The organism is Kitasatospora sp. NPDC018058 (assembly GCF_044327205.1).
Classification (GTDB): Bacteria; Actinomycetota; Actinomycetes; order Streptomycetales; family Streptomycetaceae; genus Kitasatospora.
Genome location: NZ_JBIRFA010000032.1, coordinates 44,946 through 71,823, shown reverse-complemented (window position 1 = coordinate 71,823; position 26,878 = coordinate 44,946). Strand labels below are relative to the sequence as shown.

The following is a 26,878-nucleotide window of genomic DNA, read 5'->3' as shown; positions in this document are numbered from 1 at the left end:
TGTTCGGACCGGCCACCCGGCGCGCCTACCAATCGCCGCGCCCGGGTGTCCTCAGCCAGCAACGCCCGCCCGCCCGGCCCGGTTCCCCGGCCGCCTCCGCGCCCGGACGGGTTCGCCGGGACCGACCTCGGACCTGCCACGAGCGGCGAGCGCCGAGGCCCGCCGTCGCTCCGCTACGGACGGCCCGACCGCGCCGTCACCCGTCAGGATCCGCACGGGGAAGAGGGGCTGCTCTCGCACCGGTTCGCCGACTCCGCGTGGTGGCGGCGCGGGCAGCACACGAACCTCTCGGGCGCTGCGCCCGCATCACTCGCCTCGCGGCCATCACGAGCCGTCACACGAACGACACCCGACCCGCGCAGAAGTCTCGCGCCTGCCGGGTGTCGCGAACCGGCCCGATCTGCGTACGCTCGCATCCGATCCGGCCCGGCCTCCGGGCGGCGTGGCAGTCACCGCCGGGATCCCGGCCATGCCGCACCTACGGAAAAGATCCCATGAGTTACTGCACGCCCTGCCAACGCCACCTCAACGGCGCGCTCTCCTGCCCCGGCTGCGGCCGGGCCGCCGAGTCCGCGCCCGGGGATGCGGCGCGCCATCGACCCACGCGGCCGAGCGAGGTCTCATCCACCGCGTCCGCACCGTCGCGCCGCTCGGCTCGGCGGCGGGGTGGCCGGCCGCGGGGCACGGTCGTGGCCGTGTCGGCGGCGGGGGTGGTGGTCTGCGGGCTGGCCACCGTCCTGCTGGTCAGCGGCAGCTCGGACGGCGCGGTGGCCCCGGCCTCCACGGGCGCCGAGTCGCCCTCGCAGAACGCCGCGGCCACCCCCGGCGCCCCGGCCTCACCGGCACCGGCCACCACCACGGCCACCGCCACGGCCCGCCCGCAGCCGTCGGCCGTCACCACCCGGCCCAAGCCGTCCAGCAGCACCGCCTCGGCCGCGGCGTCCGCCTCGGGCCCACCCGCGTCCTCCGCCTCCCCTCCTCCGGCGGCCGCGCCCGCGAAGCCCTCCCCGAGCACGACCGATCCGAACACCGGTCCCGTTCCGCCGCCCTCCGCCACCCGGCACCCGACCGCCCCGGCAGCCACACCGAGCTGTACCGGTTTCCTCCTCTGGTGCACCTGACCAGGAGCAGCCGTTCGGCACCGGGAGGCTCCACCGGTACCAGGCGCGGGTGGGCACCCGCGGCGTCATCGCCTCCATGGAGCCCGCACTGCGCCCACCGTCGCCGACGGGCTGCCCCGACCGGGACACGTGGCTCGGGAGCGGGCGGCCGCGGATGCCGTCGGCGTCCTCGGGTGCCCGGGCGAGGGCGCGCCGGCCCCGGACTCACCACGACCGCGCTGCCACAGGCCGCAGAGGTACAGGGGCCGACGTCCCGCTGCCGCAGTCGGCGCGGCGGAACTGTTCCGCGACCCGTCCGCAGCCGGGGCACTCCCTCAGGTGCCGGGCCAGCTCCCGACCCCGCCGCCGGCCCGGTCGGCGCGCGGCGCCGGTCAGCACCGATGTGAAGTACCGGCACTCCTGTCCGGTGCCCCCGTCCAGGTGCGCGCTCAGGTACGCCTCGCGCAGCCCCGCGCGGGCGCGGGCCGCGAGGGAGCGCACCCCGCTCGGGGTCATGCTCATCCGCTGGGCGACGGTGGCGGCCGACTCGCCCTCCACCACGAAGAACCACAGCAGCACCTGCCACCGCTCGGGGAGGGCGCGGTAGGCGCCGGCTATCAGCGCCGTCTCCTCGGCCGCCAGCAGCGCGTCCTCGGTCTCGGCCTCGTCGGCCAGGCACTCCGCCCACGTGTGGAAGTCCGCCGCCAGTACGACGCGGTCCCTGGTCTGAGCGCTCCACTCCATGGCGGTCCGGCGGACGCACGCCTTCAGGTAGGGGCGCCAGGCGTGTCGCGGGCCGCGGCCGCGGGCCACGGACTGGTAGGTGCTGGCGTAGGCCTCGGCGGCGAGGTCCTGAGCCGTCTGCTGGTCACGGCAGAAGCGGCGGGCATAGGCGAGCACGGCGCCGTGGTGCCGGGTGAACACCTCGGCCATGACCTCCCGGACGCGGGAGCCGCCGGTCGGGGTCGATGTGGCGAGCACCTCCGCGAGTTCGGCGTCGCTCAGGGCGCTCAGTCCCGATTCGCGGGTGCTGATCAGAAGAGTCACCTTGTCCTCCTCGGCTATGGCCTTCGTCCGGCGGGGAGTTCGCGGGCCCGGCCGGTGTGGCGGCCGCAGGGACCGGAACGGGAACTGCCCCGACGAAGGGCGCGACGGCGGTCTGCTGCTGGGGCCGTCGGGACGGTGTGGCGGGAAGGGCCACAGCACACCAGTCCCACGGGTTTCGGGGCAACCGTCCGAAAACAGCCGCACGCCCGGTGATTCCGGATCCGAATGTGCGAAATCCGTGTGCGGGGCGGCGGACGGGCCCGGGACGGCGTCGGACGGGCCCCGGTGGCGGGCCGCGGCACCCGCCGGCTCCGTGGCGGGACCTCGTCAAGCGCGGCGGGCCCACGGATAACAGAAAAGCTCATACGGCATTCGCATGATTGCACGCCGCTGCTCCGGCGAAGTCGTGACACCGTGCCAATTACCTCTTGGCGCATCCGACTTGAGGCAGGAGAAACGTCGGTGGACAACAGGGCGAGGGCTCCCGCCGGCCCGACGCCGGTGGGAACCCTCGCCCTGTCGTCACTGTTGTCGCCGGTCACCCGCTTTCGGCGTGCGTGTGCTCGCCGGTGTGGTCGGCGCCGCCGACGATCGTTCCGCCGAGCAGCCCGTGCAGGAGGTCCGCGGTGGCGTCGGACAGCACGACCACCCACGCGTCACCTACCAGGTACGACCCCCCGTAGGCCCGGGCCTCCTCGATCCAGGCCTCCTGGGCGCGCGGTGTCGGGAAGGTGGCGATCCAGATCTCCTCGCCGCCGGAGGTGCACATGCCCTGCCTGAGGTCCGCCGCGTCGGTGGTGATCTCGGCCGTACAGCCGATCCGCCGGGCCAGCTCCTCCACAGAGCTTCCGCCGGGGCTCTGCGCAGCCTGCGAGGTTCCGGCCAACCCGCCGGTGCCCCAGAGGAGTTCGGCGGACCCGAGGGCGAGCAGGACCATCAGCGCGGCCCACGAGAGCCCGGCGCGGACGCGCCGGCCGCTCCCGGCCGGCGCGAGGGCGACACCCGGAATCCTCACTTGCCCGTCGCCGGCTTGCCCTGCGGGCTGATGGCCGTCCACTGGTTTCCGGCCATTCCGTTGCCGAGGGCGTCGCCGTAGCCCTTGTCGCCCGAGTAGACGTACACGGGCGTGCAGTTGATGCTCAACTGCCAGGTGCCGTCCGGTCGCTGCATCTTGCCGATGAGCTTCGGGTCCACGCCCTTGATCTTGCCCGGGTCCACGGGCGGCGCGGGCATCCACGTCTTGAGGCACTCCCCCTCACAGTTGGAGCGCATGGGCCAGGCGGTGTCCTTCCCGTAGTGGTACAGGGTCCGGCCGTGGGCGTCCACCATGATCGGGCCGAGCTGGGGGTGGACGAAGATCGAGATCTGCACCCCGGCCGGGGGCTGCTGGGACGACTGCGGCATCGGGGTGGCCGTGTCCGTCGCCGACGGGGACGGGGACGCCTGAGCACCGGCACCGGCGCCCGTGGCCTTCGATCCGTCCGGCGCCAGGGCGTGCCAGGTGCCGCCCACGCCCTCGCCCTTGGTGTCACCGGGCGCGGCGTCCTGCACGTAGCGGTAGGCGGGCCAGCCGCCCACCGTCAGCTGGTGCGTGCCGTCGGCCCGGACGATCTCGCCGAGCTTGCCCGGGTCGATGCCGGCGCCCGCCATGGTGCCGCCGTCCTTGATGACGGGCGGCCAGGTGGTGGCACAGGCGCCGGAGCAGTTGGACGCCGGCGGCTTCGCCGTGTCCTTGTCGAACCGGTAGAGCGTGAATCCCTGGCCGTCCGTCAGGACGGAGCCGAGCTTCTCGTCCACCCGGACGGCCAACTGCCCGCCGGGCCGGCCGCCGCCGGCCGCCGACGAGGGCGAGGCGGAGGCCGAGGCCGACGATCCGTAGTCGCCGTAGGATCCGTAGCCACCCGCCGGGGCCGCCGCCGTCGCACCGGCCAACTGGCCGGGGTCGGTGGCCCCCTTGGACGGGTCGGCGCTGCTGCTGCCGTTCCCGAAGGCCGCCATGAGCACGAGGCCGGCCAGCAGGAGGCAGAGCGCCACCAGGCCGTATCGTTTCGTCATCGTCAAGGTCTTCCTTGCCTTTCCATCGGTGGTGCCTGGGCTTTCGAGGGATTGCGAGCCCGAATCGGGTGAGGTCCGGGGGTGATCGGTGTCGCGCGCGGGGCTCCGCGTCGGCGGGTCACTGGATCCGCAGCGCCATTGCGGGACACCGGTCGACCGCCCGGGCCGCCTGCTGGAGCAGCTGCGGCGGGACGGGCATCACGCCGGCGGCGGGGAATCCGTCCGCCTCCAGGCTGATGACCTCGGGCAGGACGCTCGTGCACAGCCCGTGGGCCTCGCAGAGCGTCCAGTCCACGACGATGCTTCCGGCGCTCTCCACGGCCGGCATCGGGAGCACGCCCTGCACGGGACGGCCGCAGCCGTGCCGGTGCGTGTGCAGTCGGAGGTCCTCGTCGAAGACCTCCAGGGCCGAGGCCACGAACCGGGAGGCGGCGTCGGGGTGGCTGCACGCACCCCGTCCGGTGACCGCCCGCATCCGGGTCTCGACGACGTCCAGGGCGGCCCGGCCGCCGCCCCGCACCACCTCCTCCAGTGCTTTGACCAGGGCGGGCAGCCCGAGGTAGCACGGCCCGCACTGGCCCGCCGTCTCATCGGCCAGCCAGCGGGCGACCCGAAGCGCCTCGCCCAACGGACAGGTCGTGTGCGGCAGCGGCAGGATCGCGCCGGCGCCCAGGGCCCCGCCGAGACTCCGGAAGGACTGGCGCGACACCTCGGCCGTGGCAGCGGCCGCCGGTGTCAGCCACGTGCCGTGGTAGCCGCCGGTCAGGACGCCCTGCCCGATGTCCAGGCCGAACATCGCGAGCAGGTCGCCGAGCGGAACGCCGGTGGGCGTTTCCACCACCCGGGAGCCGGCGAGGGTCAGCAGGACCGTCCCGGGCTCCGACGGAGTGCCGACCTCGCGGTACGGCAGCGCCCCGAGGCGGGCCGCGACCGCGAGCTGCGCATAGGTCTCGGCGTTGGACAGCAGGGTCGGCACTCCCCGGACCCCGCTGTCGCTGGTCCGCACGCCGCCGCCGCGCGGGAGGGCGATCCCGCTGGTGATTCCGCGGGCCAGCGCACTGCCCTCGCCCGAGACGAACCGCTCGGGGAGCCGGACGACGGAGACCGGCACCCGGGTGGTCCTCCGCTCGGCCAACGCCCTGCGCAGGGACCGCTCGGTGTCGGCCCGGGTGACACCGAGCGTCACCTGCTCGGCATCCAGGGCGTCGGCCGCCAGCAGGGCGCCGTCCAGGACGAGGTGGGGGGTGCGCAGCAGAAGTGCGGCGTCCTTCAGACAACTCGGTTCTCCTTCCGTACCGTTGACCACCACGACCGGGCGGGTCCGGCGTCGGGCGGCCGCCTTGACGACGGCCCGGAGCTTCCGGGCGAACGGGAAGCCGGCCCCGCCCCGCCCCCGCAGGTCGACGTTCTCGGCGAGGTCGGCCAGCTCGTCGGCCGGCAACGCCGGCATCCCGCCGTGAACGACCAGGTGTGCGCGGTGGTCCAGGCGCTCGCCGTGTTCCAGGCCCGCGAACAGCACCGGCCGGCCGAGCCATGCGATCGGTGCGCCGCTCATCCGTCCCGCCGCCGCCGTCCGGTGCCGACGCCGACCCGCGGTCCGCCGGCCGCGTCGGGACGGACGGGGGCGCCGGGACCGCGCTTGTTGCCGCCGTCCCGGAAGGCCAGCCGCAGCCCGAGCGCGATGATCACGCCCACCACGGCCACTCCGTAGAGGACGGAGATCCAGGGGGCGGGCACCCGGCCCGCGTGCAGTCCGTGGATCAGCGCGGCGCCCCACGCCGGGTAGGCGCAGATGTGGACGATCCGCCACCGGCGCGCCGCACCGGTCCGGGCCAGCAGCCCGCGGGCCGCCCCGGCCAGCGCCACGGCCAGCAGCACGTAGCCGGCCAGGACCCCCAGGCCCAGGACCACCGGCCGATGCCGGTCGGCGAACGGCACGAAGGCCGGGAGCGCGCCGATCCGGTCCTGGATCAGGTTCATCCACACGTGCAGGATGAGGAAGACCACGCCGACGACACCCATCGCCCGGTGGATCGTCTGGGCGGCCAGACGGTGGACCGGGTACAGCAGCAGCCGGTCGGTCGCCGCGAGTCCCCACAGAACGGCGGAGGAGAAGGACACCAGGGTGATGACCCCGGCGGCCACCCCGAGGAACGACTGCAACGCGCCGTTCACGATCACAGCCGTCAGACCGAGCCCCACCGCCAGCAGCGGGAGGAACGACCACGCCCTGCGCACGACCCGGCCACCGGGCTCGGGCCGGTCTCCGGTGGCCACGCCCCGCGTATGCTCCCCGCCGGTGACCCGGCGCACCTGGCGCCCTCGGCCCGCCCGACGCGCCCGGCCCACCCGTGCCGGCCCGGCGGCCGAGTGCCAGGACAGGCATCCGTCCTCCGTCAACATCGCTGAGCCCTCCGGGCTTGTGGGGGTCATCCGCAGCGACGCCCCTCGTTGATGCAGCTCACCATCTGGTCCAGCAGGTTCCGGTTCATCACGTTGATGAAGTCCCCGTGGTCGGTGATCGGGTTGTGGAGCTGCTCGGGGAAGGTGTCGACGGCGAAGCGCACGCCGGACGGCACGTCGTAGGCGATGCGCTCCACCAGCTGGGGGATCGCCCGGAAGTTCTTGGGGCAGCTGCCGTCCGCCCGGGAGAAGGCGGTGTGGGTACGGTGGTTGGCGCTGTCGATGTTCCTGCCGTCCCAGCAGTCCGGGAACTTCAGGGTCCGCACGACCCGGCTGCCGTTCGGGCAGATCGGGTACTTGTCGGCGAGCTGGCGGTCCTCGAACCCGGTGCAGCTCCACGAGGCGTGGGCGTTGGCCGGACCGTTGGTCAGCGCCTTGGCGTCGCCGGTGATGATCCGCAGGAAGCGGGTCATCGGCTGGACCCTGTTCCCCGCGACGGAACCGTACGTGATCCCGACCTCGGCCGGCTGCAGGATGCGTCCCACGTTGCGGTCCTTCCCACCGCCCGGTGCCTTGGCGTCCTTCTCGGCGGCACCGTCGAGGAGCCGCAGCACCGGCCAGTAGTAGGCCGACTGGTCCCCGTTGGAGCAGGTGGTGCCGGCGTCGGCGAGCTTGCCGTTGGCGGAGAACGCGTCGGTGACGAGATTCCCGACATAGTCGTGCATGTGGTGGGCGCCGTTGCTCACCCCGGGCGCCACGATCACGTTGTCGGGGTTGAGATGGCGGTTCTCGTTGCGTCCGCACCGCGAGGTGAAGGTGCCGGTGGCCGGCCCGGTGCGGGCGGGCTTGGCGGTGTTCGGGGTGACGGTCGTGATGTCGACGAAGCCGCGTCCCGGGCCGGACCGTCCGCCGGTCGACGCCCCGCTCCGCTCGGCCGCGCGGTTCCGCTCGGCGGCGCCGTTCCCGTCCTCGGGGGCGTAGTCCCGGGCGGACGCGTCGACCACCAGGTCGCGCCGGATCGCGCACTGCGCCAGTCCGGAGACGTCCTCGGGCAGACCGGAGTCAGGTCCGGCACTCGCCGCGAGCTTCCGCAGGGTCGCCGACCGCTTCTCGGCCAGCTCGCCCATGACGCGCTGCTCACCACCACCGGAGCCCGGCTCCGAGAGGCTGCGGTACGCGTCCGCCACCTGGACGTCGAGGTCGGCGAGGTCCTGGTCGACGTCCGGCTGGGCGGCTTCCGGCACCGCGGCCAGGGCCGCACCGACGTCCGCGCAGGCGACCGTGCCCGGCTGGGAAGCGGCCGGCTGGGACCGCGACGGGCGCTGCCCGGCGAACGCGGCCGCGGCGAGCACCGAGGCGCCGCTGACCGCCACTATCCCGGCCAGCAGAAGGGCGAGCACCTTCCGCTTGGCCGTGTCACGTTTGTGAATCCTCATGTTGGCACCCTCGAAACGGGATCGGGCCTGTCGGACAGGCCGTGGAAAGCCTCTTCTGCCGCGGGTGTCCGGGCAGGCGTCTAGCGCTGCGTCACCGGCCCCGACCCCTGCCCCGGGCTTGGGACCGAGCTCGGAGAGGACGTGCCGGCCGGCGGTCCGGAGAGGTCACCGAATTTCACCAACCCGGTTTCCTCCAGGACCGTCATGTGGTCCAGCACGGTGGAGTTGGCCGCGGTCGCGAGATCGCGGACCGTGGAATTCTGAGTACCGGCGCGCACTTGGGCGACCACTGCGAACACCTGGCCGTGGGCATTGCGCACGATATTCGCGAAAAGCCGGTCGAACTCGGGACCCTGAGCGTCGTCCAGCTGTTTCAGCCACGCCTTCTGCTGGGCGGAGGGCTCGTCGGGGACGCCCAGGCCCAGGGTCCTGGCCGTGTCCAGCACGGCCCGGTCGAGTTCCGTGTGTCCGTCGATCAGGTGCTGACCGGCGGTCCTGACCTCGGGAGTGCCGCCCTTGACGACGGCCATCCGGCCTGCGGGGATCTCCCACAGCCCGGCCAACCGGACCCGTTTGACGAAGTCCCGGTCGAGCGGCGTCAGCGGGCCGGACGGCGTCTGCACCGTCCCCGGCGACTCGTCCGCCCGCGCAGTGCGGTACGAGCCCGCCGAACGCACGATGGGGATCGCCAGGGCCGTCGCCGTGAACATCACGGCCACGATCACGAGAAGGGTGGCGAACCATCGCGGAAGTCTGTTCGCCCGGGGAATTCCGTAGACGGCCTTTCCGGGTTCGCGTTTCTTCCTCGAAGATGACATCGGCTTCCTCATCACGCCGGGATTCACCGCCACCGGGCGGAACAGTTCGGCGGCCAGCGCACCACAGAACCTCCCGGGAACCGCCGGCCACTGGTGGGCCGGTCACCGTGAAAAGAGGCCGAGCCCGGGGTTTCGTCCCGCGACTTTGCCCATCCTTTACCGTGCGCAAGCGGCAACGCCTCGCCAGAGCCCCTTTCCCGACACTTGTTCGACAATTCGTCAGCATGTGCGAGGCCATGCGGAAGGCCACTGTGGCGCGAAGCCCGACAGGCGGTAGATTGCCCTACCGGTCGGTACCGCAAGGCACCGCGCCGGCCCAGGTGTCCCTACCGTCCGGACGCGAGCGAGGCCATGTGCGACTGAACCTCAATCAACTGGCGATATTCGCCAAGGTCATCGAATGCGGCGGCTTCTCGGCAGCGGGCCAGGTCCTGTTCCTGAGCCAGTCGTCCGTATCGAAACAGGTGCAGAACCTGGAAATAGCCTTGCGGACCCAGTTGGTCGACCGCTCGGGCCCGAAGATCCGCCCGACCCTGGCCGGCGAGGTCCTGCTCGCGCAGTCCAAGGAGGTGCTCGCCCTGGCCGACCAGGCCGTCGCGGCCGTCCAGGCCGCAGCTCTCCTGCTCGAGGACCCGCTGGTGATCGGCAGCACGAGCACGATCAGCGGACACCTGCTGCCGTCCGTCCTGCTCGAACTACGGCAACGGGCACCCGGTGTCCGGTTCAGCCTCGTCGTCAGCAGCGCCGACCAGCTGGCACAGGCGCTGGAGGAGGGTCGGATCGGCGTCGCGCTGAGCGGCAGCCCCTTGCCTCCCGGGCGCTACCGGTCGGAACGCCTCGCCGGCGACGACATGCTGCTCATCTGCCCGGCCGACCATCCACTGGCGGGGCGGGAGATCGCCCCCGCCGATCTGTCGGACGAAACCTTCCTGCTGCGCGAGACGGGATCACAGACGCGCCGTCAGCTGACGGACCTCCTGCACGGCTGGGAGCTGTCCGGCGCCCGGACGCTCGACCTGTGGGGCACCGAAGGCATCAAGGAGGCGGTGCGGATCGGCCTGGGGGTGGGGCTGGTGGCGCGCCGATCCGTGCGACTCGAGCTCCGGCACGGCGTACTGGCCGAGCTGCGGATCCACCCAGCACCCGAGCGCCGAACCGTGACGGCCGGCTCGACCCTGGCCCGCCCGCTGACGGCGTACGAGCAACTGCTGCTCCTGGTCCTGCGGGAGGTCGCCCGGGTGGCCGTGGGGGCGTGATCTCCCACCGGTCCACCTGGGCACGCTGCGACGGCACAGGCTCATCGGCGCCGAGGTGGATCAAGGCGTCCGACGGGCTCCCGCTCCGTCACATGCTCGGCGGGTTCTCGCCCAGGTAGCGAAGGCCCTGCTTGAGGTAGGCCCGTGGGTTGGTGGCCAGATGGCGGGCCCAGCCGGGCTTGGTCTCGCCACGCTGGTGGGCGTAGCAGGCCAGCGCGTAGCCGAGCATCTGCTCGGTCAGGTAGCCGAACCGTGAGTACGACCAGCCCTTGTTGCTCTGGCTGAAGTTGAAGGCGGAGTTGGCGGTGAAGATGCCGAGGCCGAAATGGACCGTCAGCAGGTCGGTGAGTGGTTCGTGGTCGCGCCGGTCCGTGGAGATGCGCTGCTCGTCGAGGAGGCGGACATGGCCGAGCTCGTGGGCGATGGTGGCGACCAGGGCGACCGGACGGGCGGCTTGACGCTGGTCGATGGCGATCACGGGGCGCCCGTTCTCGCGCCGGTAGTGCCCGGCGGCGGAGCGGGACTTGTAGGCAAGGTGGAGGTCGGCCACCATGGCCCGCTCGCCGTCGTCCGGCTCGATCTCGATCGTCAGGCGGTTGGGCGCCACGTCCAGGTATCCGCAGAGCTGGGCGATCACGCTCCGGATGTCCTCGTCGGAGCCCTCGTACCGTCCCGGGAAGAACTCGGCGGTCGGCAGGACCGGAGCGCGGTTCAGCACGTCACGGCCGAACTCGGCTGTCAGCCAGGCCATGGACTCCTCTATCCAGACCCGTTCGTCCGGCCCGACCGGGCACTTCGGCGAGAACAGCGCCATGACACCCCCCAAGTGATCGCGGCCATCATGCACCAGGCGCGGGCAGCGACGACGACCGCCCTCCCCAGACCGCCCTCCCCCCGCCACGCTCCGCAGGGCCGCGGCCGGCGGGTCCAGCCGCCGAGCGGCGAACCGGCCGTGGACCAGGGCGATGCCGAAGGTCGAGACGAACTGCAGCAGTCCGAAGACCAGGGCCACGTTGACGTTCCCGACGACCTTGGCCGCCATGAAGCCGCGGGGATAGGCCGAGCAGAGTACGTACGCCAGGAACCGGAGCAGGAACGCCGCCGTCACCGGGAACACGAACCTGCGGCAGGTGGCGCGCAACTCGGTGAACCGCGGATCGTCGCCGATCCAGGGTGTGTCACCGCGCGAGGACGCGGCCGGGTCGATCATGGGAATCCTTCTGAGCGGTGCGGAACGTGCCGAAGGCCCGACCGTAGGAGTCCGTGGTAGACAAGCGATCAACGCGCGGTCGGCGACGGTCCCGGCCCGCGCGGCCCGGAAGCGTTCAGCGGGCCGCGGTGGGAGGTGGCAGGCGCAGGTCCGCCAGGTCCGGGGGTACCGCGGAGTCGGGGCGGAAGAACGGGGCGAACTCCCCGTCAGTCGCGGTGGCGGGTGCGTCGGTGAGTCGGAACCGGTCCCGCAGCCGGCCGTAGAAGTCGGTGGGGTGGAGGCGGATGAGCCGCACGCGTTGCGGGGCGCGGTAGACGCCGATCCAGTCGCCCGGGTCGATGACTCCCCGCAGCTGGCCGTCGATGCTGACCGCGGCGCGGCCGGAGTGCGGCAGGATGCGCAGCGCGATCGGTTCGTCGGGGGCTGCGACGACGGTGCGGTTGAAGGTCATGTGGGCGGCGATCGGGGTGAACACCACCGCGTCCATGTGCGGGGAGAGCACGGGGCCGCCGGCCGCGAAGCTGTAGGCGGTCGAGCCGGTGGGCGTGGCGACCACGAGGGCGTCGGCCGAGTAGGCGGCCAGCAGCCTGCCGGAGATGTAGACGCCCGCGCTGAGCTGGCGGTCCCGGGCGAGCTTCTCCACCACCACGTCGTTGAGGGCGTTGACGTCCAAGGCCACACCCCAGCCGTCGCCCGCGGTGTGCTCGGGCCGCACCTGCGGTGGCGGCAGGGCGGGGCCGCGTCCGTAGCAGAGGAAGGCCTCCATCTCCGCGGGCACCTCCGGCGGCCTGGAGGCGCGCATGGTCAGCGTCATCCGCTCCTCGACCGGGGCGTGGCCGGCGTGGACGGCGTCGAGGGCGGTGGTGATGTCGCAGGCCGGCACCTCGGTGAGGAAACCGACCTTCCCCAGGTCGACGCCGAGCACGCTGGCTCCGGTCTTCACGGCGATCCGGGCGCCGCGCAGGAAGGTCCCGTCCCCACCGAGGGTGACGACCAGGTCCGGGTCCCCGGCGGCGTGGGCCTCCTCGCGACCGGAGCGGCGCCGTCGGTCCTGTGACCAGACGTCGATCTCGGTGCAGGGGACGTCGTGCGCCTCACACCAGGCGCGCACGGCGCCCGCGGCGTCGCGGGCGGCGCTGCGGCCCTGATGGACGACCAGTCCGACGCGGTGCACGGGCATGGAGGACCTTGTCTTGTTGCCGCATTGCCACGGCTCTGCCCGCTGGGGTGCGGTGGCCGCGCGCTCCTACCCGATCCATGGTGGAGCCTCGGCGGGCGATCGGCTCGCCGAAACGGGCCCGTCAGCGGCCGGCCGGGCCTGCGAGCCGTCCGTTGCCCGGGGCAGGAGCTCCTCGGGCGGTGCATTGCATCAGCGGTCCATTGCTTCAACGGGGGCCGAGGGCCCGAATGAGGCCGATCCCGCGTCCGAGGTTGTCCAGCCGGGTCTCCGACGTGTCGCCGGACGGGTGGAGCCGGACCGGGCCTCCAGGTGCATGCCGGTCAGGGGGCGCCGAGCAGGTCCTCCCAGTCGGCAGGGACCCGGCTGGCGGGACCGGGAACGGACTGGTCGACCGGATGACTCTGCGGTGGCGCCAGCTCGGGCCCGGTCTCGAAGTACTCGGATGTGTCGTAGTTCCAGAACCACGTCTCGTCCGGTTCGAAGCTGCGGATGACCGGGTGGCCTGCCGCCTTGGCGTGGGCGGTGGCGTGCTTCGCGAGGGAGTCGTCGCAGCAACCGATGTGGCCGCACAGGACGCACCGTCGTAGATGGACCCACCAGCCACCGGCTGCGTCGCACTCGACGCAGCCCGTGCCACTGGGCGGTACGAGCGGGCTGAAGGCGCTCTCAGGGATCATGGGATTTCCTCTTGTGGTCGTGCCTTCACGGTAGCCACCATCTGCCCGGTTCGCGCGAACGGCGGCTCGCGGTCCGCGCCCGGTGGGGGTGGAGGTCAGCGGTCCTCGGGGAAGCGCCGTACATCGGCAGGCCGCTGGCGGACTGCTCACGGGTGGCCTCGTCTTCGATCACGTCCCGGTGCTCCGCCAGGAGGCCGTCCTCGACGCGGACGAAGTCGACGGCGGCGTGGGCGACCACGGTGAGCCCGTCGGTCCTGGCCAGTTCGACGGCGAAGCCGCCGACCGCTCCGGCGGCCCCACGACGACGAGTTGCCCGCCCGGGGCCAGGGCGAGTGCGTCGAGGGACAGCCGCGCGGTGACCGCGTTCAGCAGCAGCGTGGCGGTGCGAGCCCCCCCCCACGACGCACCGGCCGGTCGAGCGGCGAAGGCCGATACCCTCGTCCCGGGCCGGACGTCCGATCCCGTGGGATCGATCGATCCGCACCGCGGACGGGGCCTCGGTCAGGCGTTCCTGCCGCGTGCGGCCACCCGCCAGCGGTCCACGAGCTTGCCGCCGCTGACCACGGCGACGTCGTCGACGAGGTTCACCGCGACGCAGACGTGGTTGGGAATCACGCGCAGCCGCGCGCCGAGCGCGGGAAGGTCGCCATCGGCGGGCCAGACCACGGTGGCGTGGTGCTCGGACAGCGCCGTGATGCGGGCTTCGGGGTGGTCCATGAGCCGGCCGAAGCCCGTCGCCCATGCGGGCCGGTCGCCGCCGAGGACCTTGCTGCCCGCGTCCAGGATCACCCGTCGGGGTGTGGCGCCGTCCCCTTCGTGCCGGCTGACGACGGTCGCCGCGACCGTCAGCGCGATGTCCTCGATGGAGCACCGGCCGAGTTCGAACTGTTGGGCGTCGCCGAAGACGTAGACGCCCGGCCGTGCCTCGGTGATCGCCGAGGTTCCGGTCAGCTCCGCGGTGGGCGTGGAGCCGCCGCTCACCCGCGTGACCTCGAAGCCCGCGGCGGCCAGCACGTCGACGGCCTCCCCGAGCGCCTGCTCCTCCTCCGCGGCCGCCTTCGCGGGCATCTGCGGCGCGTAGCCGTGGCCCGGGAAGGTGAACACTCCCCCGACCCGGAGCCCGGCACGGGCCGCCGCCCGGGCCACCTCCACGGCCTGCGCCGGGCTGACACCGCTGCGGTGGTGGCCACTGTCGATCTCCACCAGGACCTCGATCTCGCCGGCCGCGTCCCCGAGGTGGCGGCCCGCCGCCTCGGCCGCTTCGACGGAGTCCGTCCCGATCGCGATCCTGGCCCTGGTGACGATTCGGCGCAGCCGTTCCGCCTGCCGGGGCCCGATCCAGAGCGGATAGGCGATGAAGAGGTCGGTGGCGCCGTGCTCGACGAAGACCTCGGCCTCCCCGATGGTCGCCACCGTCAGCCCGGCTGCCCCCGCCGCGAGCTGCCGCGCGGCGACCTCCGGCATCTTGTGGGTCTTGGCGTGCGGGCGCAGCCCCAGGCCCTTGGCCCGCAGCGCGGCCGCCATGCGCTCGATGTTCCGCTCCAGCACGTCCAGATCGACCATGATGTCCGGGGTGTCGACCTCCACCGGGATTCTGGGCATCTGCTTCCTTTCGACTCGAATCGCGCCCCCATTCTCGCCCCACCAAGATCGGTTCGAGAAACCCGCACGGGGCTGCCGCGACGCATGGCCGGACGGACCCGTCAGCCCCGCCGGTCCAGCCGCAGCGCCAGAGCGGGGCACTGGCTCACCGCCCGGCGCGCGGCGTGCCGCTGCCATGGCGCGACGGGCATCGAGGTCGACGCGGGGTAGCCGTGCGGGCCGAGTCGGACCAGCCCGGGCGCCACGACGGCACACAGGCCGTGCCCTGTGCACCGGGACCAGTCCACCTCCAGTCGCGGCCCGCTCTCGCCGGGGAGCGGCAGCACCCCGAGCGTCGGCCGGCGACACCCGGGCCCGGAGACGTGGGCGGCCACATCCTCCGCGAAGACGTCGAGCGCGGTCAGGACGAAGCGGGCCGTACCGTCCGGGTGCGAGCAGGCGCCACCGCCCTGCGCCGCCCCGAGGGCGCTGCGGACCTGCGCCAGGGCGGCGGGCCCGGCGGCGCCGGCGGCCAGGGCCGCCAGCGCGTCGGCGGCGTCGGGCAGTCCCCGCTGGCAGGGTCCGCACTGTCCGGCGGACTCACCCGCCAGCCAGGCCGCGACCCGGGCGATCTCGCCGAGCGGACAGGTGTCCCCGGGAAGTGCGACGACCGCCCCGGCGCCGAAGGTGCCGCCGAGCCCCGCCAAACCGGCCCGGGACAGCGGGGCGCCGACGGCGTCCCGCCCGGGCAGCCACGCCCCGTGGTAACCGCCGACGAGCACGCCCTCGCCTACGGGGGTACCGCAGGCGTCCAGCACCGGTCCCATGGCCGTCCCGGCCGGGACCTCGACCACCAAGGGGCCGGCCGCTGGTCGGTTGACCGTGAGCAGCACGGTGCCGGGTTCCGCGGCACTGCCGACCGCCGCGTACCCGGCGGCGCCGAGCCGGGCGACCAGCGCGAGCTGGGCCCACGTCTCGGCGTTGGACAGCAGCGTGGGACGCCGCCGGACACCGCCCGGCCCGCCCTCGGCAGCGCGGGCCCTCACCGTGCCCGGCGAGACCGCAAGGCCGTTCACACCGCGGATCAGCGCACTGGATTCGCCGGAGACGAACCGCTCGGGCAGGCACACCAGGCGGGCCGGGCACGGCAGGTCGTTCTCGCGTTCGGCGAGCGCGGCGGTGACGGAGCCCTCGCCGGGGCCGCCCGCCGCGACGCCGATCACGAGCTCCTCCGCGCCGAACGCGGCCGCCGCCACGCACGCGCCGTCCAGGACGAGATGCGGCACACGGGCGAGCAGCATCGCGTCCTTGGCGCTGGGCGGCTCGCCCTCGGCGCCGTTGACCACGACGACGGGGCGCACGCCGGAGCGGTCGGACGCCGCGACCGTGGCGCGGGCCTTGCGCGCGAACGGGAATCCGGCGCCGCCGCGGCCCCGCAGGTCCACGCTCTCGGCCAGCGCGAGCAGGTCGTCCCGGGACGGGTACGGCGGCAGCGGGTGGACGGACCTGTGCGCCGCGAGGTCCAGTCGCCGTCTGCGGTCCAGGCCGGCCGTGAGCCGGGCGGGGGCCAGCCAGCGCACCTCGGGCAGAGCGGGCACCGGGCTCATCGGCCACCGCCCGGCCGGGCCAGGCGCAGCAAGCCGGCCGCGGGCGGTCCGGCGTGCCTGGGCTGGCGCGGCAGTCGGCTCACGGCGGAGGAACCGGCCGCGGACAGGCCCGGTCGGGCCAGGGGACGGGCACCGGTGTCCGCCTGGGAGGACCGTGCGGCAACCTCGGCGAGGGTGGTCGCGCGCGGGGTGGCGGGACGACGGGCGCGCGCGCCGCGCCGGTGCAGGCCGACCGCTCGTCGCCGGCTCACGGCGGCGAGGGTGCGTACCAGCAGCGCGAGGGCCACCACCGCCGCGCACAGCCCGTAGCCCCACCACACCCAGGCGTGTGCCGGTCTCCCCGCGGTCAGCCCGTGGGCCAGGGCGACCGGCCAGCAGGCGTACGCGGTGGAATGCAGAACCCGCCACAGCCAGGCGTGGCGACTGCCCGCGAACCGTCCGCGCATCGCGCCGGTGGCCGCCACCAGCACCATCAGGTCCGCAGCCACGGTGCCCAGGGCGACCTCGACGCCGGTACCGCCGGTGAAGGGGACCGCCACGGCCCACGGGCCGGCGTGCCGCTCGGCGACCTTGACCGCGATGTGGACGCCCAGGAATCCGAGGGCCGCGACGGCCGTCGCCCGGTGCGCCGACTGCACGGCCACCCGCAGCCGCGGCGTCAGCAGCAGCCGGTCGGTGGCAACCAGGCCGCACACCACCACCACGGTCAGCGACAGCAGCGTGAAGACGCCCGCGAAGTAGTCCAGGAAGGCCTGGACGTGGCCGACCACCAGAAGCAACGGGTGGAGCGCCGGCACGGCGGGCAGCACGTGGCTGGGCATCAGGCACCTTCTTCCGCGGGCTGGGATCGCGCGGCCCGGGCCGGAGCCGGGATCGCGGCAAAGCGGACCCCGGGCCCACATGGGGGATACCGCCTGCTGGTGGCGCGGGCGGCAAGGTAGGACGGACTCATTCTTAGCGGGGCCCGCACCAGGACCCAAGGCCCCTCGGTACGACCACGCACCGTAGGGGGCCGCCGCGTGAGCGTCCCAGCAACGCCCCGACCAGGGAGGTCGTGACTACGACTGGCCGTAGGAGACGGTCCGGCCGGTGTTACCGGCCTCACGTGCGGAAGCCGGGCGCGGCGCCGTTTCAGGCTGCCCGGCTCCGCCGTCACGGCACCACGCCGCAGGGGCGGGCGGAACCGCACCGCCGGCCTACCGCGACCGGAACGGGGCAGGCGGGCGGAGCGCGGGCCGTCTGTCGCGTGGACGCCTCGCCCGTGGGTCGCCGCACCCCGGACGGAGAGCCGCCGCTGCGGCCCCGGTGAGGGGCCACAGCGGGCCCGTGTCAGCACGCGGACTGCGGGCGTCGGACGGATCAGATCTTCACGTCGATCTGCAGCTCGGCTGCGGCGTCCGAGCCGACTGTGGTGTGCAGGTCGCCGATGTGTCCGGCCGCGCGGATGTCGTCGGCGATCAGGGCGAGCGCGGCGACCGCGGCGGCTGTGCCGGTGACGGTGACGGCCCGGACGTCAGCACGCATCGAGAGCTGTGCCTCGGACTTGGCCTTTCGAATGGCGGTGAGGACGTCGCCCGCGGTGTCCAGCAGCGTCCGGGTCCCGCCTTCGGCGGTCCTGTCGAGCGCGTCGGCGTCCGGCCACTCGGCGCGGTGGACGGAGCCGTCGTTGTGCCACGACCAGACTTCCTCCGTGACGAACGGAAGGAACGGTGCGAAGAGGCGCAGCACGGTGCTCACGGCGAGAGCGAGGGTCGCTCGCGCGGAGTCCGCGGCCTCCTGGCTGTGGCCCGCTTCGGCGTAGGCGCGGGACTTGACGAGTTCCAGGTAGTCGTCGCAGAGCCGCCAGAAGAACCGCTCGGCACCTTCGAGCGCGCGGGTGTACTCGAGCTCGTCGAGTGCGGCGGTGACCTGTCGGGTGACGTGGGCGAGTTCGGCGATCAGCGCCTTGTCGACGGGCTCGGTCGGGGCGGCGCCGGCGGCGGGAGCGGGGATCCCCGCGACGAACCGGGATGCGTTGAGGATCTTCGTCGCGAGGCGGCGGCCGATCTTCATCTGCGTGACGTCGAAGGCCGTGTCCGTACCCGGGCGTCCGCGCGCGGCCCAGTACCGGACCGCGTCGCTGCCGTGCTCGGTCAGCAGTCCGGCCGGGGTGACGACGTTGCCCTTGGACTTGGACATCTTCTTGCGGTCCGGGTCGAGGATCCACCCGGAGAGCAGCGCGCCCCGGAACGGCAGCGTGTGGTGCTCGGAGTGCGCGCGGACGACGGTGGAGAACAGCCAGGTACGGATGATCTCGTGGGCCTGCGGGCGGAGGTCCATGGGGAAGACGCGGGCGAACAGGTCGTCGTCACGGCCCCAGCGTCCGGCGATCTGCGGGGTGAGGGAGGATGTCGCCCAGGTGTCCATGACGTCGGGGTCCGCCGTGAATCCGCCGGCGACGCCCCGCTGTTCCTCGGCGTAGCCGGGGGCGGTGTCGACGGCGGGGTCGACCGGCAGGGCCGACTCGGGCGGGGTGATCGGGGTGCCGTGGACCGGCTGTCCGTCGTGGTCCAGCGGGTACCAGAGCGGCAGGGGGACGCCGAAGAACCGCTGCCGGCTGATCAGCCAGTCACCGTTGAGGCCGGAGACCCAGTCGTCGTACCGGGCCTGCATCCACTCGGGGTGCCAGGCGAGTTCCTTCCCGCGCGCCAACAGCTCGTTGCGGAGCCGCTCGTCCCGGCCGCCGTTGCGGAGGTACCACTGCCGGGTCGTGACGATCTCGAGGGGCTTGTCGCCCTTCTCGTAGAACTTCACGGGGTGGGAGATGTGGACCGGCTCGCCGTGCATCTCGCCGCGTTCGCGGAGCATCTCGACCAGTCGCTGGCGGGCGGTGTGCGGGGTGGCTCCGGCGAGTTGGGCGTACGCCCGGCGGGCCTGGTCGGAGTCGACGCCGTGGGGCGGGTCGGTGAGGAACCTGCCGTCGCGGCCGATGACCGGCCGGGTGTCGAGCTGCAGCTCGCGCCACCAGGTGACGTCGGTGGTGTCGCCGAACGTGCACACCATGGCGATGCCGGTGCCCTTCTCCGGATCGGCCAGGCGGTGCGCGACGACGGGGACCTCGACGCCGAAGACCGGCGTGCGGACGTTCGTGCCGAACAGCGGGACGTACCGCTCGTCCTCGGGGTGCGCGACCAGGGCCACGCACGCCGGGAGCAGCTCGGGTCGGGTGGTGGCGATGGTCAGGTGTTCGCCGTCGGGCTTGGTGAACAGCAGGTGGTGGTAGGCGCCGGGTCGTTCGCGGTCTTCGAGTTCGGCCTGCGCGACGGCCGTGCGGAAGGTGGTGTCCCAGAGTGTCGGGGCTTCGGCGAGGTAGGCCTCGCCGCGTTCGAGGTTGCGCAGGAACGCCCGCTGGGAGGCGGCGCGGGCGTGGTGGTCGATGGTCTGGTACGTCATCGTCCAGTCGACCGAGAGGCCGAGCATCCGCCAGAGGTCCTCGAAGGCCTTCTCGTCCTCTGCGGTCAGCCGTTCGCACAGTTCGATGAAGTTCCCGCGCGGGATGGGGATCTGGTCCTTGCCGGGGTGCTCGGGCGGGGTGAAGTCGGGGTCGTAGGGCAGGGTGGGGTCGCAGCGGACGCCGTAGTGGTTCTGGACGCGGCGCTCGGTGGGCAGGCCGTTGTCGTCCCAGCCCATGGGGTAGAAGACCTCTTTGCCGCGCATGCGCTGGTAGCGGGCGATGATGTCGGGATGGGTGTACGAGAAGACGTGGCCGACGTGGAGGGAGCCGCTCACGGTGGGCGGCGGGGTGTCGATGGAGAAGACCTGCTCGCGCGTCCTGGTCCGGTCGAACGCGTACGTCCCGGCGGCCTGCCATCGGGCTGCCCAGGCCGCTTCGAGACCGGCGAGGGTGGGCTTCCCGGGAACGCCGGAAGAGGGTGACGGGGGCGACTGCGTGGTGTCCATGCCCGATGCTACGCGCACCCGCCATCCCTGCTGTCCTGATTTTTTGACGGTGCGTCCGTCATTCTCGGCCGAAGGCGCGGACGGCGCCGACGCCCCCTGCGCCACGCGGCAGTCATAGCCTTGAGGGCTGCCCCTTGGGGGACCCGCCCGGGGGAGCCGAGGCGGCCGCCGGGGACAGGGGGGTTCCGTAGTCGAGCGTCCGCCGGTCGTACTCCCTCTGGTGCGCCCGGATCTCGTCCGTGTTGTCGACGGCCCAGGTGTGCAGCCGGCTGAACGGCTCCCGCAGGGATTCGCCGAGCCGGGTCAGCGAGTACTCGACCCCGACCGGCGAGGTCGGCAGCACCCGACGCCTGATCATCCCGTTGCGCTCCAAGCGGCGCAGAGTCTGGGTCAGCACCCGCTGGGTCACCCCCTCCAGCTGACGCTTGATTTCGTTGAACCGCTTGGGCTCGTTGAGGACCGTCAGTACGGTCATCGACCACTTGTCGGCGATCTGCTCGAGGATCGGGCGGCTCGGGTCGTCATTGGGTCGACGGGCGCCGTTGACGGCGGCGCCGGCCTCGGAAGTGGCCATGGTGCTCCCCCTCACATGCGCGGCACACAGCAGGAAGTGTGCCGGAAACATGAGCATGCCACATCTGGCCGGTATTCAGTTATATATGGTCATATTGAACAACATTGCTGTGTTGCAAGGCTTCTCAGCCGATCGCGCGGGACATGAACCCCCTGATGCCGACTGCTGCGGCGACCAGCAGCGCGAGGAGCAGCACCAGGACATCGGTCCGCAGGGCAGTGGAAGAGCAGGTTCTGTCGCACATCCGGTGAGCGGTCGAGGTTCTGACGCTGCGGCACCACGGCCAGCAGGCGTTTCGCCGCGCCGGGGTGGGCCACCACATCCGTGCCGAGGACCAGGCAGCGTCCCGAGGTCGGCAGGATCCGCGTGGTCAGCACGCCGACGGTGGTGGACTTTCCCGCCCCGTTCGGGCCGAGCAGGCCGAAGACCTCACCCTTCACGACGGTGAAGCTCAGACCGTCGACAACGGGCGGCGCCTGCGGATGGTAGCGCTTGACCAGGTCGGTGACGGTGACGGCGTGGTTCATCTCGCGCTCCCCTCCCCTGCGGTCCGGCTACAAACGACCGCCGCTGTCGACGAAGCCGATCAGGTCCTGGATCCTGTCCATCGCGGTCACCCCGTTCACGTCCTCGACGGCCCGGGAGACCACGTGGCAGACCAGGTTGCGCTCCAGCTCGCCGATGCCGATCCGGTACATGTTCAGATACAGCCAGTTGAGGACGACCCGGTACTGCTGGAAGGTGTTCCAGCCGCCGAGTTGGTCGGCCGCCCCCCGGTGGCCGCCGAGCGTCCGGTGGAACGGGCTGCGCTCGGACCAGGCGCTCCAGCTCGAACCCCACTCCTCCGGTCGGCCGTTCGCGTCGGTGTCGAGCGCCAGCTCCCCGGCCCGGATCAGCTCGTCGGCCTGGTTGCGGTAGCGCAGCAGGGTGTCGAGCAGACTGCCGAACGGCAGCACCTCGTGGTAGTCGGCCGTCGCGGTGATGGTGACGACCCGTTGCCTGAAGCGCTCCGCGTTGGCCTCGTAGACCCGGTCGAACCGCTCGCGCAGACCGTCGGGGTGTTTGGCCAGGAAGGCGTCGGCGTGTCCGCGGTAGGAGAGGTAGCCGTAGGTCACCGGCGGCAGGAACCGGTGCGCCGCCGCGATGAACAGGTCGACCGCGAGCGCCATCCTCGAGCCGCCGCCGCGGACCCGGTCCAGGACGGCGAAGACGGCGTCGTTGGTGTCCACGTAGTAGTCGGCGAGCAGGTCGGCCGCGGCCTGCCCGCCGAGGACGGACAGCCGCCGGTCGAAGGGCTCGACCTCGACGGAGTTGTTGGCCGCCCACGGGGTCAACGGCCCCTGTTCGCGCTCGTACCGGGCGAGCCGCCGATGCTGCTCCAGCGCGGCCTGCTCGTCGAGCACCGCCGTGGACGGGTGCGCCCGCAGATACGCGCCGAGGATGTCCACCACGGCCGGAGCGACCACGGTGTCGAAGGTCTCGGCGCTCGCCTGGATCGGGATGCGCACGTGCGGCCCGCGCCGCCAGTGCGGCTGGAACCAGACCCGGGAGGCCGCGGGGGCCACGGCGCGAAGGAACGGGCGCACCGCGTCGAGCAGCAGGTCGGTCCGGTCGCCGTCGTGATGGTAGACGTTCACGGTGCGCCAGGAGGACTGCGTCATCGTCCCTCTCCTTGACAGTTCAGCTCGATCAGGAATTCGGTCACCCGCGGCAGGCCCGCCTGGTCGGTGAGCGCCGTCTCCGGCTCCGGCACGACCTCGGAGAGGACCGCCGCTGCGGCAGGATCGGCGGCCAGCCTCTCGAAGGCCAGCACCAGCGGCGGCGAGCCGATGTCGACCAGCAGCGGTTTTCGGGCCCGGTCGCGGGCGAGTGAGCCCGCCGAGCCGTCGCCGAGCCGCAGCACGGAGGCGAAGAACCGGGGTGGGATGCCGTGTTCGGTCAGCCAGGCCGCCAGCAGGAGCAGGAAGTCCGCGTCGGACTGGCCGGCCGCACGGCGCGGCAGGGTCCCCGGCTGGGCCACCCAGGCGGCCCGCCTGAGCACCACGCGCCCGACGTCGAGCCGCGGCGCGTGCAGGACCCGGCCCGTCGCGGTCCCCGCGGCCGCGTCGTGCTGCAACGGCTGGTCGGGCCGCAGCAGGATCGGGTTCTCACCGAACGCCTCCACCAGCAGGGCCATCACCGGGGGGAGCTGTCGCTCGTAGGAGAGCCCGCCGTGGACGGGGCGGACGGCCGTTCCGTCGTCGAGCAGGACCGGCAGACCATCCGCTCCCACGCCGACGGTCAGCCGGGCGGGCGGCGGGTAGTCGAGGCGCTCCGGCAGGGCGAACTCGCGCTGGTTGAGCGAAGTGGCCAGGGTCTGCGCGAACTCGGCGTACCTCGCCCCACCCGGATACACCGCCGCGACCGGGAGCGGATCCTCGCCGACGGCGCTCAGCAACCGGCGCAGCTGGGACCGGCCGCGGCCGAAGCCGGAGTTGACCGCGTTGACGACCAACTGCCCGCCGTCGTACTGGGCGTAGACCGCGACCGACCCCACCGGGCGCACCCAGGCCGGTAGCGCGTCCAGCACCTGGGCGATCCGCCGCCGGTCCGGCAGCGAACGCCGGACCTCGCCGATCAGGCCGACCAGTCGGCGCACCTCCGTGATTGGGCTGGCGGCCAGGGTCTCGGTCAGCCCGGTCGCGGCGAAGGCGACGGCGGCCGGGTGCAGGCGCATCGCCTCACGGCCGCCCCGCACCAGCTCGGCATAGAACCGGTCGAACGGCACCGGCGTCCGCGTTCCGAACCGCTCCCTGATGAACGAGGCGACGGCCAGCTTGAACGGCAGCGTGTGGTCGAAGACGGCCAGCAGCCGGCAGGCGAGGGACAGATCGTCGAGGGCCGCTCGCCACGACGGCAGACCCGCCTCGACCACCACGCCGGGGATGACCGACTGCTCGGTCACCACGTCCCGCAGCCTGCCGGCGACGCCGAGCGGCACGAGGCGTTCGGACAGCGTCGCCCCGAGCGCCGCCCGCTCGGATCCGTCGGCGTGCGCGTAGGCGCGCAGCGCCTCCCGGACCGGAGCCAGCTCGGGCGCGCGCCGCGTCAACTGGCCGAGCGGGTCCGGGCCGTGCTCGTCGAGATCGGGCCGGGCCGACAGCAGTCCGGCTGCCAGCAGCGAGCGCAGATACCCGGCGGCCTGTTCCGGCGGCGCGGGAAGTCCGGCGGTCAGCTCGGCGAGGGTCGGCCGGGCGGCGGCGGCCCGCAGGCAGTGCCGCAACGACGCGGTCAGCGGCAGACTGAGCAGTTCCTCCCGCGGCGCCGGGCCGAGGAACTGGACGGCGCCCGACACCACCCGCGCGCTCGGATTGACGCCGACCCGTGTCCTGGCCGCCCCGGTCCGTTCCGCGGCCAGCGGGACCAGCGCCGCGAGGTCGAGCTCGACGACCGACCGGGCCGGCGCGGTCGCGGTCCAGCGCAGCGCCGGACCGTCCGGGACGAAGCGGCCCAGGCCGCTCGCGGTGAAGGTGCTGAACGGGCTGGTCTTCACGGCGGCCCGGGCGACGTAGACGGCCAGCCGGATCAGCTCCCCCCGGCCCGGCCTGCGCCGCAGCACCTCGCGCAGGGTGGGGCTGGCATGGGCGAGGCCCTGGTCGAAGCGGGGATCGGCGCCGATCTCCCGCAGGGCGGCGGCCACGGTCCGCTCCGCCTCGGCCAGCAGCGTCGGCAGCTCCGCGCGCTCGGCCCGGTACCGGCCCACGCTGTGCCCGAACTTGGCGACATCGGCGGCCAGTTCGTCGCCGAGGGCGGCGGCGACCAGCGGATCGGCCAGCAGCCGAGAGGTGTCCCGCAGCTGGTGCACGCTGCGCCGCAGCGCGACCAGCTTCGGCTTGGCGGCCTGGTCCGGGAGCGCTCCGATCACCGCGTGGCAGCGGTCGGACAGCGCGGCCGCGCGGGTGTTGAGTTCGGTGGCCGTGCGCGCCGTCGCCAGCAGCGCGTGGCGCAGCCGCTTGTCGACCAGTCGCTCGGTCACGTTCGCCGGCAGGCCCGCGACCCGGACCCCGAAGGTCGGGGCGACGGTGGTGGGGTGATGGTTGCTCATGGGAACGGGTGGGGGTGGGGGTTGAGGTCGGCGTCGGTGAGCGGGTACGGCGCGTGGCCGAGTCGGTACGGCACCTCTCGCAGCCGGGGCAGGCCGGTGATCCGCCGGTTGCGGTGACCGAAGGTCATCGGCAGCGCGCCGGGCGCGATGACCTTCACGCAGTGCAGGCCGGTGGCCCGGTGCAGCGGCGAGGTCTGGTCGACGACCACCACGTCCATGCCGCCCGCCAGCATCCGGCCGACGGCCTCGGTCAGGTCGTCCCGCAGGTCGGCGTGGTGCGGCCAGGGGCCGCGGCCCAGGCGGTCCCATCCGATGGTGCGGTCGGGGCCGGAGAGCAGGAAGGAGAAGCGGTCGAAGGCCTCCGGGGTCGCGCTGCACAGCGCATGGTCGGTCATCACGCGCACCAGCTCGGGATCGGCCGCCATCCGCCGGGCCCGCTCGGCCTCGTCGGGGTAGCGGCGCAGCTCCTGTTCGACGATGGGCGCGAGCTCGCCGAGGGCGCTGAGCACGGCGGCGACCGGCTCCAGGGCCGATCCGCTGGTGCAGACGACCTGGGGCCGCGCGGCGTCGCCGCTGGTGTCCTGTGCCAGCACCCAGAACGCCGGGATCGCCTCGGCCAGGGTCGTGTCGAAGACCCGCACCCGGTAGCCGGTCCGTTCCAGGCGTTCGACGACCAGCCCGATGCGCGGGTCGGGCGCGCGGGCCAGGTCGACCTCGGGCACGGGCATCCTGGCGTACCAGGTCATCAGGAAGGCGTCGCGCTCGACGACCTCCAGGATGCCGTGCAGGATCGCCTCCTCCAGGCAGCCGCCGAGCGCGCAGCCGTTGGAGATCTCGAAGGTGAAGGGCTTGTCCGCCTCGGCCCCCGGCTGCCAGGTCGTCCGATAGTAGGCGTGGCTCTCCGGGACGAGCACCGGCCGGCCGAGGCCGAACGAGTACCCCCACACCCAGGACACCACCGCGTCCTCGGTGAACGGCTGGTAGCGGCGGTCCGGGTCCGGGTGGCGCTCCGGCGGGAACAGGCCGAGCGTGCGCGGGTCGAGGGCGTCGTCCGCGAGCTCGGCGTAGCTGCCGCGCACCGTGGTGCGCTTGCCCCAGGGCCACTGGCCGCCCAGGCGTTCCATCGCCTCGGCGACCGCGGTGACCCGGCAGGAGGAGTAGTCGCGGCCGCGCCCCCAGCCCGCCTCGCCGCGGTAGCCGTACTCGGCCAGAACCGCCTCGGCCAGCGGGAACCGTGCGTCCCGCATGCCGGTCGGCGGGGCGACCACGCCGGTCTCGGCATCCACGTACCGGCCGGTCAGCTCGGACTCGGACAGGTCGCGGACCCTGGTGGCCCCGCGCCGCGGCTTGGGCCGCGACCGCGGGGTGATCGTGGCCAGGGCGGCGGTGTCCTCCGGCAGCGCCCCGCAGACCCGGCACAGCGGGTCGGGCAGGAACGAGTGCCGGGCGAGGGAGAGGTCCCGCAGGCCCAGGTACCAGCAGCAGTCCGCGGCCGCGCCGGTGTCCAGCAGTTCGCGCACGGTCTCGGCGGCGAAGGAGGACAGCCAGAGCGAGGGCCGCTGCGCGATCCGCTCGTCCTTGCGCAGTTCGGCGGTCCACTGGTCGCGGCGGGGCGCGGCGGACCGCCAGGTCTGCACGCACCACGCGCAGCCGGGCTCGCCGGGCCGGACGATCGGGCCGATCACGACCCGGTCGAGCTCGGTCCACACCGGCAGCCAGGGCTCGCCCCGGTCGTGGGCTGCGGCCCAGTCGCCGGTGTCCCACCCGTCGTGCGCCACCACCAGAAGCGACGGCGGACGCCTGGCGATGGCGTCGGCCAGCAGGCCGTCGCCGAGTACCGTCTCACTCACGCGCCCACCTCTCCCCCGGCCCGCGGCCTGGGGGCACCTCCCGGCCGCCAGGCCGGGGGCG

General features: G+C 73.3%; 22 protein-coding genes. 1 reads left to right on the top strand and 21 read right to left on the bottom strand.

Features of this window, described 5'->3' with window-relative positions; genetic code table 11:
* Positions 1-499: 499 nt before the first annotated feature.
* From ACH4E7_RS33475 to ACH4E7_RS33440, 8 genes are all read right to left on the bottom strand, one after another.
* Complete coding sequence (locus tag ACH4E7_RS33475; protein WP_396252913.1) at positions 500-1,030, bottom strand: hypothetical protein; 531 nt, start codon at positions 1,028-1,030, stop codon at positions 500-502.
* 295 nt (positions 1,031-1,325) lie between these two features.
* Entirely contained in the window at positions 1,326-2,147 is an 822-nt protein-coding gene (locus tag ACH4E7_RS33470) for an RNA polymerase sigma factor (RefSeq protein WP_396252912.1), read from the bottom strand.
* Between the two features lie 538 nt (positions 2,148-2,685).
* Entirely contained in the window at positions 2,686-3,162 is a 477-nt protein-coding gene (locus ACH4E7_RS33465) for a hypothetical protein (RefSeq protein WP_396252911.1), read from the bottom strand.
* Positions 3,159-4,202: an SCO0930 family lipoprotein gene (locus tag ACH4E7_RS33460; protein WP_396252910.1), complete on the bottom strand. Its 1,044-nt coding sequence runs from the start codon at positions 4,200-4,202 to the stop codon at positions 3,159-3,161. Before ACH4E7_RS33460 ends, ACH4E7_RS33465 begins: the two co-directional genes overlap by 4 nt.
* 118 nt (positions 4,203-4,320) lie before the next feature.
* Positions 4,321-5,757, bottom strand: a complete 1,437-nt coding sequence (locus tag ACH4E7_RS33455; protein ID WP_396252909.1) for an NADH-ubiquinone oxidoreductase-F iron-sulfur binding region domain-containing protein — start codon at positions 5,755-5,757, stop codon at positions 4,321-4,323.
* Positions 5,754-6,479: a hypothetical protein gene (locus tag ACH4E7_RS33450; RefSeq protein ID WP_396252908.1), complete on the bottom strand. Its 726-nt coding sequence runs from the start codon at positions 6,477-6,479 to the stop codon at positions 5,754-5,756. Before ACH4E7_RS33450 ends, ACH4E7_RS33455 begins: the two co-directional genes overlap by 4 nt.
* A gap of 152 nt (positions 6,480-6,631) precedes the next feature.
* Positions 6,632-8,041, bottom strand: coding sequence for a DUF1996 domain-containing protein (locus ACH4E7_RS33445; protein ID WP_396252907.1), 1,410 nt, complete (start codon positions 8,039-8,041; stop codon positions 6,632-6,634).
* Positions 8,042-8,121: 80 nt separating this feature from the next.
* The gene (locus tag ACH4E7_RS33440) at positions 8,122-8,751 is read right to left on the bottom strand and encodes a DUF4142 domain-containing protein (RefSeq protein WP_396252933.1); all 630 of its coding nucleotides are present in this window, start codon (positions 8,749-8,751) and stop codon (positions 8,122-8,124) included.
* Positions 8,752-9,083: 332 nt separating this feature from the next.
* Between ACH4E7_RS33440 and ACH4E7_RS33435 the strand changes: the two genes are divergently transcribed.
* Entirely contained in the window at positions 9,084-10,115 is a 1,032-nt protein-coding gene (locus tag ACH4E7_RS33435) for a LysR family transcriptional regulator (RefSeq protein WP_396252906.1), read from the top strand.
* An 88-nt stretch (positions 10,116-10,203) separates the two neighbouring features.
* Here ACH4E7_RS33435 and ACH4E7_RS33430 read toward each other — a convergent pair whose 3' ends face one another.
* The 13 genes from ACH4E7_RS33430 to ACH4E7_RS33370 form a co-directional block, all read right to left on the bottom strand.
* Positions 10,204-11,325 carry a DUF485 domain-containing protein gene (locus ACH4E7_RS33430; protein WP_396252905.1) on the bottom strand — a complete coding sequence of 374 codons (1,122 nt, stop codon included), beginning with the start codon at positions 11,323-11,325 and terminating at the stop codon, positions 10,204-10,206.
* Positions 11,326-11,440: 115 nt separating this feature from the next.
* Positions 11,441-12,505, bottom strand: a complete 1,065-nt coding sequence (locus tag ACH4E7_RS33425) for an NAD(+)/NADH kinase (RefSeq protein ID WP_396252904.1) — start codon at positions 12,503-12,505, stop codon at positions 11,441-11,443.
* Positions 12,506-12,825: 320 nt separating this feature from the next.
* A complete protein-coding gene (locus ACH4E7_RS33420; protein WP_396252903.1) occupies positions 12,826-13,182 on the bottom strand; it encodes a UBP-type zinc finger domain-containing protein in 357 nt (118 codons plus the stop codon).
* 25 nt (positions 13,183-13,207) lie between these two features.
* Positions 13,208-13,420 carry a hypothetical protein gene (locus tag ACH4E7_RS33415; protein WP_396252902.1) on the bottom strand — a complete coding sequence of 71 codons (213 nt, stop codon included), beginning with the start codon at positions 13,418-13,420 and terminating at the stop codon, positions 13,208-13,210.
* A gap of 263 nt (positions 13,421-13,683) precedes the next feature.
* Positions 13,684-14,784: an alanine racemase gene (locus tag ACH4E7_RS33410; protein WP_396252901.1), complete on the bottom strand. Its 1,101-nt coding sequence runs from the start codon at positions 14,782-14,784 to the stop codon at positions 13,684-13,686.
* Positions 14,785-14,885: 101 nt separating this feature from the next.
* Positions 14,886-16,361 carry an NADH-ubiquinone oxidoreductase-F iron-sulfur binding region domain-containing protein gene (locus tag ACH4E7_RS33405; RefSeq protein WP_396252900.1) on the bottom strand — a complete coding sequence of 492 codons (1,476 nt, stop codon included), beginning with the start codon at positions 16,359-16,361 and terminating at the stop codon, positions 14,886-14,888.
* 5 nt (positions 16,362-16,366) lie between these two features.
* A complete protein-coding gene (locus ACH4E7_RS33400; protein ID WP_396252899.1) occupies positions 16,367-17,191 on the bottom strand; it encodes a hypothetical protein in 825 nt (274 codons plus the stop codon).
* A gap of 538 nt (positions 17,192-17,729) precedes the next feature.
* Positions 17,730-20,309 carry a valine--tRNA ligase gene (gene valS, locus ACH4E7_RS33395; protein WP_396252898.1) on the bottom strand — a complete coding sequence of 860 codons (2,580 nt, stop codon included), beginning with the start codon at positions 20,307-20,309 and terminating at the stop codon, positions 17,730-17,732.
* A 112-nt stretch (positions 20,310-20,421) separates the two neighbouring features.
* Positions 20,422-20,883, bottom strand: coding sequence for a winged helix-turn-helix transcriptional regulator (locus ACH4E7_RS33390; protein ID WP_396252897.1), 462 nt, complete (start codon positions 20,881-20,883; stop codon positions 20,422-20,424).
* 89 nt (positions 20,884-20,972) lie between these two features.
* A complete protein-coding gene (locus ACH4E7_RS33385; protein WP_396252896.1) occupies positions 20,973-21,410 on the bottom strand; it encodes an ATP-binding cassette domain-containing protein in 438 nt (145 codons plus the stop codon).
* Positions 21,411-21,437: 27 nt separating this feature from the next.
* Positions 21,438-22,544 (bottom strand): thiopeptide maturation pyridine synthase, encoded by a 1,107-nt coding sequence (locus ACH4E7_RS33380; RefSeq protein WP_396252895.1) that lies wholly within the window; start codon positions 22,542-22,544, stop codon positions 21,438-21,440.
* Positions 22,541-24,967 (bottom strand): lantibiotic dehydratase, encoded by a 2,427-nt coding sequence (locus ACH4E7_RS33375; RefSeq protein WP_396252894.1) that lies wholly within the window; start codon positions 24,965-24,967, stop codon positions 22,541-22,543. Before ACH4E7_RS33375 ends, ACH4E7_RS33380 begins: the two co-directional genes overlap by 4 nt.
* On the bottom strand, positions 24,964-26,817 hold the full coding sequence (locus ACH4E7_RS33370; RefSeq protein WP_396252893.1) for a TOMM precursor leader peptide-binding protein: 1,854 nt from the start codon (positions 26,815-26,817) through the stop codon (positions 24,964-24,966). Before ACH4E7_RS33370 ends, ACH4E7_RS33375 begins: the two co-directional genes overlap by 4 nt.
* Between the last annotated feature and the right edge of the window lie 61 nt (positions 26,818-26,878).

Excerpts from the sequence above, each read along its gene's own strand:
- ACH4E7_RS33460 (WP_396252910.1), bottom strand. The coding sequence starts at position 4,202 with ATGACGAAACGATACGGCCTGGTGGCGCTCTGCCTCCTGCTGGCCGGC.
- ACH4E7_RS33455 (WP_396252909.1), bottom strand. The coding sequence starts at position 5,757 with ATGAGCGGCGCACCGATCGCATGGCTCGGCCGGCCGGTGCTGTTCGCG.
- ACH4E7_RS33445 (WP_396252907.1), bottom strand. The coding sequence starts at position 8,041 with ATGAGGATTCACAAACGTGACACGGCCAAGCGGAAGGTGCTCGCCCTT.
- ACH4E7_RS33440 (WP_396252933.1), bottom strand. The coding sequence starts at position 8,751 with ATGTTCACGGCGACGGCCCTGGCGATCCCCATCGTGCGTTCGGCGGGC.
- ACH4E7_RS33435 (WP_396252906.1), top strand. The coding sequence starts at position 9,084 with ATGTGCGAGGCCATGCGGAAGGCCACTGTGGCGCGAAGCCCGACAGGC.
- ACH4E7_RS33430 (WP_396252905.1), bottom strand. The coding sequence starts at position 11,325 with ATGATCGACCCGGCCGCGTCCTCGCGCGGTGACACACCCTGGATCGGC.
- ACH4E7_RS33425 (WP_396252904.1), bottom strand. The coding sequence starts at position 12,505 with ATGCCCGTGCACCGCGTCGGACTGGTCGTCCATCAGGGCCGCAGCGCC.
- ACH4E7_RS33420 (WP_396252903.1), bottom strand. The coding sequence starts at position 13,182 with ATGATCCCTGAGAGCGCCTTCAGCCCGCTCGTACCGCCCAGTGGCACG.
- ACH4E7_RS33410 (WP_396252901.1), bottom strand. The coding sequence starts at position 14,784 with ATGCCCAGAATCCCGGTGGAGGTCGACACCCCGGACATCATGGTCGAT.
- ACH4E7_RS33400 (WP_396252899.1), bottom strand. The coding sequence starts at position 17,191 with ATGCCCAGCCACGTGCTGCCCGCCGTGCCGGCGCTCCACCCGTTGCTT.
- valS (WP_396252898.1), bottom strand. The coding sequence starts at position 20,309 with ATGGACACCACGCAGTCGCCCCCGTCACCCTCTTCCGGCGTTCCCGGG.
- ACH4E7_RS33390 (WP_396252897.1), bottom strand. The coding sequence starts at position 20,883 with ATGGCCACTTCCGAGGCCGGCGCCGCCGTCAACGGCGCCCGTCGACCC.
- ACH4E7_RS33385 (WP_396252896.1), bottom strand. The coding sequence starts at position 21,410 with ATGAACCACGCCGTCACCGTCACCGACCTGGTCAAGCGCTACCATCCG.
- ACH4E7_RS33380 (WP_396252895.1), bottom strand. The coding sequence starts at position 22,544 with ATGACGCAGTCCTCCTGGCGCACCGTGAACGTCTACCATCACGACGGC.
- ACH4E7_RS33375 (WP_396252894.1), bottom strand. The coding sequence starts at position 24,967 with ATGAGCAACCATCACCCCACCACCGTCGCCCCGACCTTCGGGGTCCGG.